Consider the following 13,000-nt stretch of genomic DNA (forward strand, 5'->3'; position numbering starts at 1 on the left):
TCGAATGTGGCGCACCTAATCCCCCATGCCGCGTGGCCGCCATCGATCCCGACCAGCATCGCCTCGTCGTGCATGGCCTCGTGCGCGAGCCACGACTCTTCACGATGGACGGCCTCGTGCGCTTCCCGTCCGAGTCGCGCGTGCACTTTCTCGAATGCTCGGGCAATACCGGCAACGAATGGAACGGCCCGAGCGGGCTGCCCGTCCAGTTCACGCACGGCCTGCTATACATGCCCAACCGCGACGGCTTCGTGCCCGATCCGCGCCCCGGCGCGCTGTGATGCCTCGCGCCGTCCGGATCGAGACAGCGCCCTCACGGTCGATTCATTACGGCCGGGCATCCGAGGTGAAACCTGCGATGACGCTTCGCATCTACTGCGTCGAAAAACCTCCTTCCCCCTGAACCGGGCCTTGCGCCGCAGAAAAAGCTTGCCGCGCGGCCTCGACCGCGTGCCGATGCTGCTCTGCCCATTCCAGAATCGCGCGCAGATGTGGTTCGAGCGAGCGCCCCAGTTGCGAGATTTCGTAGGTCACGGCCACCGGAGCGGTACTGACGACCGTCCGCTTGATGAAGCCGTTAAATTCCAGGCGGCGCAGGCATTGCGTCAGCGACTTCTGCGTAATGCCTTCGTTCGCCCTGCGCAGCGCGTTGAATCGCATCGGGCCACTGCAGAGGCAATCGAGAACCAGCAGCGACCACTTGCTCGTGATCTCTTCAAGCACGAAGCGATTCAGTTCGAGGTCTTCATGGGATGACGCGGACATGGGATCCTCCGGGGTACCTGGTAGCGTTCAGGTGCGTAATTGCATTCAGGTTTCAAATCTATACCATGAATCACCTCTGATAACGAGGAGAGTGAACATGTCAGTCAATCCGAAAACCGGCGGCCCGGTCTCCAGGAACCGTGTCGGCGGGAACCCCGTGCTCGTGTTCGGCGCAACGGGACAACAGGGAGGAGCGGTCGCCTCCGCGCTCAGGGCGAATGGATGGGCAGTCAGGGCATTCGTCCGCGATCCTGCCAGCGCCAGAGCGAAGTCGCTGGCTTCGCTAGGCGCGGATATGGCGGTGGGCGACCTGGCGGACAGCGCGTCGATCCGACGCGCGATGAAAGACATTTATGGCGTCTTCAGCGTGCAGCCAAGCTCAGGGCAAGGCGCAGTGTACGGGGTGTCCGACGAGGAGGAAATCCGCTACGGCAAGGCCATTGCGGACATTGCGCTGGAATCGGGTGTCGAGCACCTGGTTTATACGTCGGTCAATGCGGCCGGCGAAGAAAAGACCGGAATGGGTCATTTCGACAGCAAATCGGAGATAGAAGCGCACATCCGTCGTCTTGATCTGAACAGCACAATTGTGCGTCCCGCCGGATTCATGGAGATGCTGATGCTGCCGGGCATGGGTCTAGACAAGGACATCTTCACGTTCTTCCTTCGCGAGGAGCAACGCGGACAGATCATTGCCGTGCAAGACATCGGCAAGATCGTCGCCACGATATTCTCTGCGCCGGAACGCTACGTTGGACGGACCATCGAAATCGCGGGCGACGAACTCACCGCCGCGCGCCTGCGGGAAAGCCTTAGCCGCGCCGCAGGCACACCGATCGCCTATCACCGCTTTGCGGACAGTCTGCTGGAACAGGACCCGTTCCTTGGCCGACTGGCGAGCCTGATTGACGAAGATCGGCTCACCGGCCACGCGGATATCCGGGCACTCGACCGCGAGTTCGGTCCGCTTCTTCGCTTCGACGAATGGCTGGCCGGCCCCGGCAAGCCGCTTCTTGAGGACGCGCGTCGCGCAAACGACGCGCCGATCGCGCTTCGCTGACAGTTCCCGAAGGCGTATCCGCGATGCGCCTTCTCGCCACCACGGCTTCGTCAATATGGTTGCACGAGCAACCACAAAATATATATCGAAGCCCCTCATCTACGTTCGCGCAGATCGGCGTAAAAACATCCATATCAACACGCCTGCGTCGTCGCATCGCGCAATATCGACGAATACACCAATAAGCCATAAGCGCGCTCCTGTTCGTTCTTTATTTATACAAAAAAATAATTTCCAGTTCCGATTCGCGCGAACTTACACTCGACTTTCTCCAATTACGTCGTATACCTAATCAACAAACGACGCGCCAATTCCATCGATATGACAGACATCTCGACCAACGGGTCACGGGCGGACGCCTTCACGATCGCTCCGCTCGATGCACTGCTCGGCGCGCAAGTGAACGGCTTCGACGGGGCAAGTGCCGTGAGCGCGGCGCAGATCCTTGCGCTCAAGCAGGCGCTGCGCGACCACCACATTCTCATCTTCAAGAACCAGCAACTCGATGACACGGCCTTCAGACGGCTCGCGTCGTGGTTCGGCTCCGTCTACGTGCCGCCCCGCGATGCGCCCGTTCTCGGCTCGCATGACGACGGCACCGTCCCGGACATCGTGCTCGTCTCGAATGTCGACGACGGCGTGCTCGGCAACATCGAGCTACCCGCACATTCTGATCACCACTGGACGCCGCAACCTTCGTCGGGCTCGCTGCTCTATGCGCTCGAAGTGCCGGAGAACGGCGGCGACACGACCTGGTACAACCTCGCGGCGGCGTACGACGCGTTGCCCGCCGATCTTCGCTCGCAAATCAACGGCCTGCGGCTCATCACGTACAACCCGTTCCTTCGGCGCAAACACCCGCTGCCGGAAGGCATTCCGCTTTATCGGCATCCCGGCATCGAGCCGCTGCGTCCGTTCATCGATCACCCGCTCGTGCGTACGCACCCTGAAAGCGGCCGCCGCCTGATCTATCTGGGCGCGCGCACCGAAGTCGAGCTTGTCGACTACGAGCCGGGCGCAGGCGCGCAACTCATCGAGGCCTTGCGGGCCCATATCCTCTCGCCGCGATTCGCCTACCGGCACCGCTGGAGCGTTGGCGATATTGTGTTCTGGGATAACCAGGCCACCCTGCACGGCCGCGACGATTTCGACTCCGGCGAACGGCGCGTCCTCAAGCGCATCAGCCTTGCGGGGAGCCGTCCGTTTTGAGCAGCCCGGCTGAACCGCGTCACCTGCTGTTGAACGCGTTCGACATGAACGCGCCGGGTCATCTGTCGCACGGACTCTGGACGCATCCCGACGACACCGCCCTGCGCTACACCGACGCCGCGTACTGGCTGCAACTTGCGCGCGTGCTCGAACAAGGCATGTTCGACGGGCTCTTTCTCGCGGATGCGCTCGGCGTGTACGACGTCTACGGCGGTGGCCCGGAAGCCGCGCTCGCACACGCCATTCAAACACCCGTGAACGATCCGGTTCCGGTCGTGAGTATGATGGCGGCCGTCACCGAGCATCTCTCGTTCGGCCTCACCGCGCAAACGGGAGTCGAGCCGCCCTATCTGCTGGCGCGGCGTTTCTCGACACTCGATCATCTGAGCCGCGGCCGCATTGGCTGGAACATCGTGACCGGCTTTCTCGACAGCGCGGCGCGCGCAAGCGGCGCCGGCGGGACAATCGGTCATGACGAGCGCTACGAACGCGCTGACGACTACCTGGCAGGCCTCTACCGGCTCTGGGAAACCAGTTGGGCCGACGACGCCGTGCTGCGCGATCGCGCCACCGGCCGCTTCGCCGATCCCGCGAAGATTCGCACCATCCGGCACGACGGCCCCTGGCATCCGTTCGAGGCCATCCATCTGAGCGAACCGTCACCTCAGCGCTCGCCCGTGCTGTATCAGGCTGGCGCGTCGGCGCGCGGCATGGACTTCGCCGTGCGCCACGCCGAGTGCATCTTCCTGCCCAATCACGGCCTTGACGCGACGGCCGCTCATGCGCGCGCGCTTGAGGCGCACCTGATGCGTCACGGACGCTCGCGCGAGGACGTGCGGCTTTTCACGAGCGTCGTCGTCGTGGTTGCGCAAACGCGCAGCGAGGCGCTCGAGCGCTACGAGTCCTACCGCCGCCACGCGCAGCCGCTGGCCGCACTCGTGCAGCTTGCGAGCGCGACCGGTATCGACTTTTCGCGCTACGGACTCGACGAACCCATTACCGCCGCCGCCGGCAACGGCATTCAATCGGCCGTTGCCGGTCTGTCACGCGCGGGCGAGCCCGTGACCGTGCGCGGCCTGCTTGCGCAAGCGCCGCTGGGCGGCCGCTTCGAGCCCATCGTGGGCGATCCGGCCGAGGTCGCGAACCGGCTGATCGATTTCGCGGATCGCGCCGGCATCGACGGATTCAATCTGGTGCGCACCGTCACGCCGCAATGCTTTGCGGACATCGCACGGCTCGTGATTCCGGAACTGCAAACGCGCGGCCGCTTCAAGACAGCCTATGCGCCCGGCACGTACCGCGAAAAACTGTTTGGGCAAGGTCGCACGCGGCTGCCTGCCAATCATCCGGGCCGCGCGCACAGCGACGCCTGACGGTACGCTCATCTCGACATGGACTTCCTGTGACAACCGAAACGATTACCCGGCACGGCATCGCTGCGCACGCAACCGAAGTCACCGTCATCGCCGGCGATACCGCCGCGCTCGAAGCGGCCCGGTGCTTTGCCGACTCGATCGCCGGCAGCGCGGCGGATCGCGACCGCGAGCGCGCGTTGCCGCACGAAGAAATCGAAGCCTTCGCGCGCACCGGCCTGTGGGGGATCACCGTGCCGCGCAGCCACGGCGGCGCGGCCGTCTCGCATGTCACGCTCGCCGAGGTGCTCGCCGTCGTGTCCGAAGCCGATCCCGCCATCGGACAGATCCCGCAAAATCACTATTGTCTCGTCGACGCGGTGCGCCTCATCGGCAACGATGCGCAGCAGGCGCTGTTCTTTCGCGAGGCCCTGGCCGGCAGGCGTTTCGGCAACGCCGTGTCCGAAACGGGCACCGCCGATTCGAAAACCATGCACACCCGCCTCGTGCGCAGCGGCGGCGCATGGCGCCTGAACGGGCGCAAGGCTTACTCCACAGGCGCGCTCTTCGCGCACTGGGTGCCTGTTGCCGCCGTCGACGACGATGGCCATCAATGGCTCGCCTATGTGCCCAGGAACAGCCCGGGCCTGCAGGTGATCGACGACTGGGACGGCTTCGGCCAGCGCACGACGGCCAGCGGCACGGTACTTCTCGATGACGTTCACGTGGACGCGCTGCACGTGTTGCCGCGCGACCGTCTTTTTTCGCCCCCCACGATCCACGGGCCGTTCGCGCAGTTGCTGCATGCGGCCATCGATCTGGGCATCGCGCGCGCCGCGCTGCGAGACCTGCGCTTCTGGCTGCGCAACAAGGCGCGTCCGTGGGCCGATAGCGGCGCCGTACACGCGAGCGAAGATCCGCTCACGCTCAACAAGGTCGGCGCGCTGATCGTGCGCCTGCACGCGGCCGAAGGCCTGCTCACGCGCGCGGGCCAAGCCCTCGACGCCGCGCGCGACGCGCCGGCGGGCGAAGCCGCCGCCGTCTCCGCGGCCTCCATCGCCGTGGCCGAGGCCAAGATCATGACCACCGAACTCGCACTCGACGCATCGACCACCTTGATCGAGTTCGGCGGCAGTCAATCGACATTGCGCAGCTACGCGCTCGACCGGCACTGGCGCAACGCGCGCACGCATACCGTGCATGATCCGGTGCGCTGGAAATACAACGTCGTCGGCGCGCACTGGCTCAACGGCACCGAGCCCGCACGCCACGCTTCGGTCTGAGGTATCCACCGCATCACCTGCACGCTTCGCACGCGCCACGCGCGTGAAGCCCCTTCAAACGACGACAGCAAGACGAACATGACAACGCTCACCAGACGCCGCTTCCTGATCGGCACGGGCCTCGCCGCGGGCGCAGGATTCACCGGGCTCGCCGCCGCGCCCGCCAGCGCCGTGCCCACGTCCGTGCCCACGCCGCAGCGCCGTGAAATTGTCCGCGTGCTCGCCGAGGGCATCGGCAATTCGCTCGACCCGCACGGCGACGGCGTTTCCCGCGAATCGCTCGGGCTTTTCACGAACATCTATGACCGCCTCGTCAGCTTCGATCGCAGATTGCTCGACTCCGCGAGCGCGCGCAAACACGACGCCTGGCGCTACGACTACGACCACCTGAAGGGCGAACTGGCCGAATCGTTCCAGTCGACGCAAGACGGCCGCAGCCTCACGTTTCATTTGCGGCGTGACGCGACCTTCCACGATGGCCGCCCCGTCACCGCCGACGACGTCAAATGGTCGCTCGACCGCGCGGTGAGCCTGCCCGCGTCGAAGCGCCAGCTTGCAACCGGCTCGCTCACCGATCCCGCGCAGTTCGTCGTGGTCAACCCCCACACGCTGCGCATCGATCTGCCGCACGCAGACCGCTACGCGTTGCCCAACCTCGCGCTGACCTTCGCTTCGGTGCTGAACGCGACGGAGGTGAAGTCGCATGCCGAGACCGGCGATCCGTGGGGAACCAACTGGTTGCGCAGTCATCCGGCGGGCGGCGGTGCGTATCGGCTGGCCGCGTGGCAGAGTCAACAGCAGGTCGCCTACGAGCGCTTCGACGGCTGGCGCAGCGGCGACTTGCCGTTCGTCCGGCGCGCCATCGTCCAGGCCGTACCCAGCGCTTCGAACCGGCTCGCCGCGCTGCAGCGTGGCGATGCGGACATCGTGCTGCAACTGCCCCCGCGTGAATTCGCCTCCCTGGAAGGGAAAGCCGGCGTCGCGGCACTGTCGATTCCGGTCACCAACACGTTCCGCTTCGTCGCGTTCAATACCCGGCTGGCCCCGTTCGACTCGGTAAAGGTGCGTCAGGCCATCGCCTACGCGCTGCCCTATGAATCGCTGTTCGACGGCGTCAATCACGGCAAGGGCGCACCGCTGTTCGGCGCGGCGGCGGGTACAGCGCCGTCGGCCGCGTGGCCGCAGCGCTACCCTTACGCGACGAATGTCGAACGCGCACGCGCGTTGCTCAAGGAAGCGGGCCACCCCGACGGCTTCCAGACCACGCTGAGCTACAACGCGACGGACGCCGCCATTGCCGAACCCGCTGCGCTGCTAATCCAGGACGCACTGAAGGCGATCGGCGTGCAGGTGGCGCTCGACAAATCGTCGGGCGCGCAATGGGGCGAGTTGCAAACCGACAAGCGGCTCGGTTTCTTCATCGATTCGTCGTCGGCCTGGTTCAACGCCCCCGACTACTACTACCGGATCTTCTTCGAAGGCGACTGGCGCTGGAACTTCGGATCGTTCGACAGCCCTGCGCTCGTGCGCCTCACCGACGCCGCGCGATGGGAAAGCGACACGAGCCGCTACGATCAGTTGATGCGCGACGCCGCGAAGCTTGTTACCGAACAGGTACCGCTGATACCGCTGTGGCAGCCCGCATTCGACGTCGCCACGCGCGACGACCTGCGCGGCTTCACCTACTACATCCACGGCCAGGTGGATTTCCGAACGCTCTCGCGCGCGTAGCGCCGCCGCACCATGTCCTTCGCTTTCTTCAAGCGCGTTTCGGTCCGCGTGGCGGCCACGGTACCGGTGGTATTGGCGGCGGCCGTCTTCACCTTCGTGCTCGTGCGCCTGCTGCCCGGCGATCCCGCCGCGCAGCTCGCCTCAGGCATGCAGTCCGACGCGCGCGGGCTCGCCGAAATCCGCCGCCATCTGGGCCTCGATGCCTCGATGCCCGGGCAGCTTTGGCACTGGCTGAACGGACTCGCGCACGGCGATTGGGGGCGCTCGTTCACGACGGGCGGCGCGGTGCTCGACGAACTGCTGGCGCGCCTGCCGGCAACGCTCGAATTGACCGTGAGCGGCTTCCTGCTGGCCATCTTCGCGGGCATCCCGCTTGGCGTCGCGGCGGCCTGCGCGCGCGACACGGCAATCGACCGCTTTGCCCGCGCCGTCTCGAGCGCCGGTAGCTGCCTGCCGACCTTCTTCGTTGCATTGCTGCTCGTCTATGTGTTCTATTACCGCCTCGGCTGGGCGCCCGAGCCGACCGGCCGCCTCGACGCATTGCTCGCGCCGCCGCCCGAACGCACAGGCTTCGTCTTCGTCGATGCATGGCTGAGCGGCGACGTGCAAGCCGCCCTCGATGCGTTGCGCCGGCTCGTGTTGCCCGCGATCTCGATGGCCATCTTCGGCTTGCCGCCGCTCGTGCGCATCACACGCTCGGCGCTGCTCGCGGGCCTCGCCGCCGACCCGGTGCGCAGCGCGCGCAGCCTCGGTCTCTCGCGGGCAAAGGTGCTGTGGACTTACGCGCTCGCGCCGGTCGCGGCGCCGATCATCACGGCGTCCGGCATGATGTTCTCGTACATGCTCGCGGCCAACGTGATCGTCGAAAAGATCTTTGCGTGGCCGGGCATCGGCTCCTACGCGCTCGACGCGCTGAACAACGCCGACTATGCACCGCTTCAAGGCTTCGTACTGTTCGTCGCGATCGCATTCGCGGTGCTGAATCTCATCGTCGATCTGCTGATTCAGTGGATCGACCCGCGCGCGAGGGTCGCCTGATGTTCGCCACGCTCGTTCGTCGCGCACCGGCGCGCATCGCCGTCAAGCTGAGCTTCCTCGCGCAGCGATGGAGCCACGCGGGTGGACGCAAACTGCGCGCGCTCGTGCCGCCCGCGGCCTTGCTCGCCGTCGCACTCGCGGGCCCCTCGTTCGTCGCCGATCCGACCGCGCCCCATGTCGCGCATATGCTCGCGCCGCCTTCGCTCGCACACTGGTTCGGCACCGATGCGATCGGCCGGGATCTGTTCGCACGGGTCGTGGTCGCCACGCGGCTCGATCTGTCGATCGCGCTCGGCGCCGTCGGCATTGCGGCGCTCGCGGGCAGCGTGCTTGGCGCCGCGTCCGGCCTCGCGGGCGGGCGCATCGACCGGCTGCTGCAGCGTGTGGTGGACGTGTTCATGGCGTTTCCCCTGTTCGTCGTCGCGCTAGCGCTCGTTGCCGTGCTCGGCAATTCGGTGAGCAGTGTGGTGCTCGCGACTGCGCTCATCAACATTCCGTTCTACGCCCGCCTCGCGCGCGCCGAGATCGCCGCACGCCGCGAGGCAAACTACGTGCACGCCGCCCGACTCTTCGGCTGGAGCGATACGAAGATCCTGCTGCGCGTCCTCCTGCCCGGCGCACTGCCTGCGCTATGCGCACAGATGACCGTGAACCTGGGCTGGGCGATGACCAATAGCGCGGGCCTCTCGTTTCTCGGCATGGGTGTGCGGCCGCCCGCGGCCGAATGGGGCGTGCTCGTCGGCGAAGGCGCGCCGTACATGATGACGGGTCAATGGTGGCTCGCCACGTTCCCGAGCCTCGCGCTCGCGCTGGCCGTGTTCTTGCTCAACGGCGCAGGCGACAGTTTGCGCGACGCTTTCGACCCTCGTTCACGATGACCGATCCATCAACCGTCACTGACTCTCTGCTGGAGATTCGCAACCTGCGGATTGAACTCGCCTCGCACGGTCGCACGCACGCGTTGATCGAAGGCATCGACCTGCGTATCGCGCGCGGCGAAGCCGTGGCGTTGATCGGCGAGAGCGGCTCGGGCAAGTCACTCACCGCGCTTGCCGTGATGAACCTGCTGCCGCCCGCGCTGCACGCGAGCGGTGGCGCGCTGCGATGGCATGAAATACGCGACGGTGCGCCAGCCGCAGCGATGGTGTTCCAGAATCCGCGCGCCGCGCTCAATCCCGTGCGGCGCATCGGGCAGCAATTCGACGACGTGTTGCGAACCATGCGCGTGCCCCGCCGGGCGCGCGCGCAGCGTGCGGTGCAACTGCTCGAACAGGTCGCGATGTCGCCCGCGCAACGCTATTTGCGTGCCTGGCCGCACGAGCTTTCGGGCGGCCTGTGCCAGCGCGTATCGCTTGCCCTCGCGCTCGCACGCGAGGCCGCGCTACTCGTCGCGGACGAACCGACCACCGGCCTCGACGCCGTGACGCAGTCCCAGGTGCTCACACTCATTGGCGAGTTGCGGCGCGCACGCCGCATGGCGCTGCTCCTGATCACGCACGATCTGGGTGCGGCGCTTCATCACAGCGATCGCGTCGCGGTCATGCACGCGGGTCAACTCGTTGAAGTGCTGCCGTCGCGCGACTTTTTGCGCAACGCGCGCCACCCCTACTCGCGCGCGCTCATCAGCGCAACGCCGGCGCTCGTCTCCACGCTCGGGAAATTGCGGGGCGTGCCGGGCGAGCTTCCCGAACTCGCACACATCGATCGGGCCACCTGTCGCTTTCACGCGCGCTGCGCGAATGCCACTCCGCAATGCGTCGAGGCGGCGCCGCCCGTCGTCGAAACGACCGGCGGCGGACACCTTCGATGCTGGCACCCTGCGTCGGCCGACGCGCTTTCCACCCTGCCCCTGACGGATTGCCATGCTTGAAGTTGCCGGCCTGACCAAACACTATCGATCGCAAGTGGCGGTCAAGCGCGTCTCGTTCGAGCTTGCGCGCGGCGAAACGCTCGGCCTGATCGGGCAGTCGGGCAGCGGCAAGTCCACGCTCGCGAACCTGCTCGCGCGTCTCGACGATCCCGACGAAGGCACGATCCGCTTCGAGGGCGAGGACATCGCCGCGACGCCGGCGCGACGCAGCGCGCGCGCCGCATGGCGGCGGCGCATCCAGCTCGTGTTCCAGGACGCGCGAGACAGCATCGATCCGCGAGCCAGCGCCTTCGACGCCATCGTGGCAGCGTTGCCGCCACGCTTTGGCTCCCGTGCGGAGGTAAGCGAACGCGTTCTCGCGCTCGCGCACAACGTGGAGTTGCCGCGTTCGCGGCTCGCGTTGCGCCCGCATCAGCTTTCGGGCGGCGAAGCCGCCCGCGTGGGCCTCGCGCGCGCGATTGCGAGCGAGCCGGACCTGCTCATCCTCGACGAACCGACGGCCGCGCTCGATGTGTCGGTCCAGGCCGGCATCCTGCGCACGCTCGACCAGTTGCGAGAGCGTCACGGCATGGCCATGCTCTTCATTTCGCACGATCTCGACGTCGTGCGCATCCTCTGCGCACGAGCGCTCGTCATGTACGCCGGGGAGATCGTCGAAAACGCGAGCACGGACGCGCTATTCGCCGACCCACGGCATCACCATACGCGCGCACTGCTTGGCACGCGTCTTTCGCTGCCTCTGGCGCTCAATGCGCACGCGCCAACAGCTCATAACTCGCGTCCTCGGCTGCCGTAGCCTGACGGCCGCGGCCCCATCCCACCGCGCGGCGATAGCTCCCCACCAGCGCCGGGTCCACGTTGAGTTCCGGGCACGGTGCAGGCTCCGGCGCGACGAAGAGCGCGTCTTCCGGGCAATAGAGCTCGCACATGAAACAGGTCTGGCAATCCTCCTGCCTCGCGATGCGCGGCACGCCATCCGGCACGGCATCGAACACATTGGTCGGGCACGCGCGCACGCAGATATTGCAGCCCGTGCAAAGCGACGAATCGACGATCTCGATCACGCGGCCGCCCCCACGCTGGCTACACCACACACGCGCTCGACCCACACCTCGTCGAGCCCGCCGCTCAACAGCCGGTGACGCTGCGCCGGGTCGGCGGCGGCGTACTCGTGCCGCCGGTGCATGCCGCGCGTCTCCTTGCGCTGCAACGCGCTGCGATACATCCAACGCGAATTCGCCAGCATTGCCGCGGCTTCGCGCGCACGCACGGCCGCGCGCGCGCCAGGCGCCGCGCGGGCACCGCTCACGTGGCGCCATAGCGCGTCGAGCCGCGCGAGGGAGTCTTCGAGCAGATCGGCGCGGCGCGTCCAGTTGCGCTGCGTGGGAAAGACCTCCTGCTGGACCGCGCGGATCACGGCCTCGCTGTCGAAGGTGGCCGGGCTCGCGCCATCGCGCAATGCCACGGTTCCCGCCTCATAGAGTCGGCGTGCGGTGCGCGCCGACCTTCGCTCATGGGCGTAATCAGCAGCGCCGGCCCCGGCCCAGAATCCCGACGACATTGCCCATGCCGCGTTATGACTGCCGCCGCCCGTGAAGCCGCCGCAGATCAGCTCGCGGGTGGCCGCGTCGCCTGCCGCGTAAAGACCCTCCACCGACGTCGCGCACGTTTCGTCGACGAGATGCAGGCCGCCTGTGCCGCGCACCGTGCCCTCCAGCCGCAGGGTCACGGGAAAATGCTGCGTGAAGGGGTCGATGCCGCGCCGGTCGAACGGCAGAAAGAAGTTAGGCTGGGCGTGACGCATCCATGCGCGGATATCTTCATCGGCTCGATCGAGGCACGCGTATACTGGCTGCGTTTCGAGCGTTTTCGCGATCACGCCGCGGCCATGCGAGGAGCCCGCGCCTTCGATCACGCTGCCCGCTTCGTCGTAGAACGTCGCCCACGTATAGAACAGCGATTTCGTCACCGACGCAAACGCGGGCCCCAGCCCATAGGCGTTCGAAAACTCCATGCCCGAAAACGATGCGCCCGCCTCGGCCGCCATCAACTGACCATCGCCCGTCAAGACGTTGCAGCCCAGCGCGTTGCTGAGGAACGCACAGCCGCCGGTCGCAATGATCACGCTGCCGGCTTTCACGATCCACGTTTCATCCGTTTGACGATGCACACCCTTCGCGCCCGCGACTACGCCGCGCTCGTCGATCAGCAGTTCGAGCGCGGGACTATGGTCGTGAATGCGCGCGCCGCTGGCTTTGACCTGCTTGCGCAACAGGCGCATATATTCGGGGCCTTGCAGGGAGGTGCGCCTCTCGATGCCCGCATTGTCGACAGGAAACGGATAGCCCCATTGAGCGAGTTGCTCGCAGTTGATCCACGTTTGTTCGAGCACGCGATCCATCCACGCGTGCTCGGCAAGCTCGCCGCCCAGCTTGTAGCGGCTCGCCTTCGCGAACTCGCGCGCACTCTCCTCCGGGGCGACGTGCCACACGCCGGTTCCCGAAGGCGCAGTGGCGCCCGAGGTGCCGCAAAAGCCCTTGTCGACGAGCACCACCTTCGCGCCGCGCGCCGACGCGCCTATGGTCGCCCACGCGCCAGCCGGACCGCCGCCGATCACGAGAACGTCAGCGTCGTACCATGCCTGCGCGGACGACGCCGTTACCGCTCCGCTTCGATTCATCATTGCCCCATC

General features: G+C 66.4%; 12 protein-coding genes and 1 pseudogene. 10 read left to right on the forward strand and 3 right to left on the reverse strand.

The features are described from left to right. Positions 1–41 precede the first annotated feature (41 nt). Positions 42–227 (forward strand): annotated as a pseudogene (locus AB4Y43_RS15540) (molybdopterin-dependent oxidoreductase); the annotation flags it as partial. A 145-nt stretch (positions 228–372) separates the two neighbouring features. Here the strand turns inward: AB4Y43_RS15540 and AB4Y43_RS15545 are convergent. Further along, a complete protein-coding gene (locus AB4Y43_RS15545; RefSeq protein WP_256094432.1) occupies positions 373–723 on the reverse strand; it encodes a helix-turn-helix domain-containing protein in 351 nt (116 codons plus the stop codon). Between the two features lie 139 nt (positions 724–862). Here AB4Y43_RS15545 and AB4Y43_RS15550 point away from each other — a divergent pair, with 139 nt between their 5' ends. From AB4Y43_RS15550 to AB4Y43_RS15590, 9 genes are all read left to right on the forward strand, one after another. Further along, a complete protein-coding gene (locus tag AB4Y43_RS15550) occupies positions 863–1,825 on the forward strand; it encodes an NmrA/HSCARG family protein (RefSeq protein ID WP_368728163.1) in 963 nt (320 codons plus the stop codon). A gap of 321 nt (positions 1,826–2,146) precedes the next feature. Continuing rightward, positions 2,147–3,034: a TauD/TfdA dioxygenase family protein gene (locus AB4Y43_RS15555; protein ID WP_368728164.1), complete on the forward strand. Its 888-nt coding sequence runs from the start codon at positions 2,147–2,149 to the stop codon at positions 3,032–3,034. Continuing rightward, positions 3,031–4,407 (forward strand): LLM class flavin-dependent oxidoreductase, encoded by a 1,377-nt coding sequence (locus tag AB4Y43_RS15560; RefSeq protein ID WP_368728165.1) that lies wholly within the window; start codon positions 3,031–3,033, stop codon positions 4,405–4,407. The genes AB4Y43_RS15555 and AB4Y43_RS15560 overlap by 4 nt, the downstream gene beginning before the upstream one ends. Positions 4,408–4,436: 29 nt before the next feature. Further along, on the forward strand, positions 4,437–5,669 hold the full coding sequence (locus tag AB4Y43_RS15565; protein WP_368728166.1) for an SfnB family sulfur acquisition oxidoreductase: 1,233 nt from the start codon (positions 4,437–4,439) through the stop codon (positions 5,667–5,669). 78 nt (positions 5,670–5,747) lie between these two features. Then, complete coding sequence (locus AB4Y43_RS15570; protein WP_368728167.1) at positions 5,748–7,400, forward strand: ABC transporter substrate-binding protein; 1,653 nt, start codon at positions 5,748–5,750, stop codon at positions 7,398–7,400. A 12-nt stretch (positions 7,401–7,412) separates the two neighbouring features. Continuing rightward, a complete protein-coding gene (locus AB4Y43_RS15575; protein WP_368728168.1) occupies positions 7,413–8,438 on the forward strand; it encodes an ABC transporter permease in 1,026 nt (341 codons plus the stop codon). Next, positions 8,438–9,316, forward strand: a complete 879-nt coding sequence (locus AB4Y43_RS15580; protein WP_069261284.1) for an ABC transporter permease — start codon at positions 8,438–8,440, stop codon at positions 9,314–9,316. Before AB4Y43_RS15575 ends, AB4Y43_RS15580 begins: the two co-directional genes overlap by 1 nt. Further along, a complete protein-coding gene (locus AB4Y43_RS15585) occupies positions 9,313–10,308 on the forward strand; it encodes an ABC transporter ATP-binding protein (RefSeq protein WP_368728169.1) in 996 nt (331 codons plus the stop codon). The genes AB4Y43_RS15580 and AB4Y43_RS15585 overlap by 4 nt, the downstream gene beginning before the upstream one ends. Then, positions 10,301–11,104: an ABC transporter ATP-binding protein gene (locus AB4Y43_RS15590; protein WP_368728170.1), complete on the forward strand. Its 804-nt coding sequence runs from the start codon at positions 10,301–10,303 to the stop codon at positions 11,102–11,104. Before AB4Y43_RS15585 ends, AB4Y43_RS15590 begins: the two co-directional genes overlap by 8 nt. On the opposite strand, the gene AB4Y43_RS15595 is transcribed toward AB4Y43_RS15590, so the two are convergent. After that, entirely contained in the window at positions 11,055–11,372 is a 318-nt protein-coding gene (locus AB4Y43_RS15595) for a ferredoxin family protein (protein WP_069261287.1), read from the reverse strand. The genes AB4Y43_RS15590 and AB4Y43_RS15595 overlap by 50 nt on opposite strands. Further along, the gene (locus AB4Y43_RS15600; protein WP_368728203.1) at positions 11,369–12,988 is read right to left on the reverse strand and encodes an FAD-dependent oxidoreductase; all 1,620 of its coding nucleotides are present in this window, start codon (positions 12,986–12,988) and stop codon (positions 11,369–11,371) included. The genes AB4Y43_RS15595 and AB4Y43_RS15600 overlap by 4 nt, the downstream gene beginning before the upstream one ends. Positions 12,989–13,000: the final 12 nt, after the last annotated feature.

It is taken from the genome of Paraburkholderia sp. BR10872 (assembly GCF_040965835.1).
Classification (GTDB): Bacteria; Pseudomonadota; Gammaproteobacteria; order Burkholderiales; family Burkholderiaceae; genus Paraburkholderia; species Paraburkholderia nodosa_A.

Excerpts from the sequence above, each read along its gene's own strand:
- AB4Y43_RS15550 (WP_368728163.1), top strand. The coding sequence starts at position 863 with ATGTCAGTCAATCCGAAAACCGGCGGCCCGGTCTCCAGGAACCGTGTC.
- AB4Y43_RS15555 (WP_368728164.1), top strand. The coding sequence starts at position 2,147 with ATGACAGACATCTCGACCAACGGGTCACGGGCGGACGCCTTCACGATC.
- AB4Y43_RS15570 (WP_368728167.1), top strand. The coding sequence starts at position 5,748 with ATGACAACGCTCACCAGACGCCGCTTCCTGATCGGCACGGGCCTCGCC.
- AB4Y43_RS15575 (WP_368728168.1), top strand. The coding sequence starts at position 7,413 with ATGTCCTTCGCTTTCTTCAAGCGCGTTTCGGTCCGCGTGGCGGCCACG.
- AB4Y43_RS15580 (WP_069261284.1), top strand. The coding sequence starts at position 8,438 with ATGTTCGCCACGCTCGTTCGTCGCGCACCGGCGCGCATCGCCGTCAAG.
- AB4Y43_RS15585 (WP_368728169.1), top strand. The coding sequence starts at position 9,313 with ATGACCGATCCATCAACCGTCACTGACTCTCTGCTGGAGATTCGCAAC.
- AB4Y43_RS15590 (WP_368728170.1), top strand. The coding sequence starts at position 10,301 with ATGCTTGAAGTTGCCGGCCTGACCAAACACTATCGATCGCAAGTGGCG.
- AB4Y43_RS15600 (WP_368728203.1), bottom strand. The coding sequence starts at position 12,988 with ATGAATCGAAGCGGAGCGGTAACGGCGTCGTCCGCGCAGGCATGGTAC.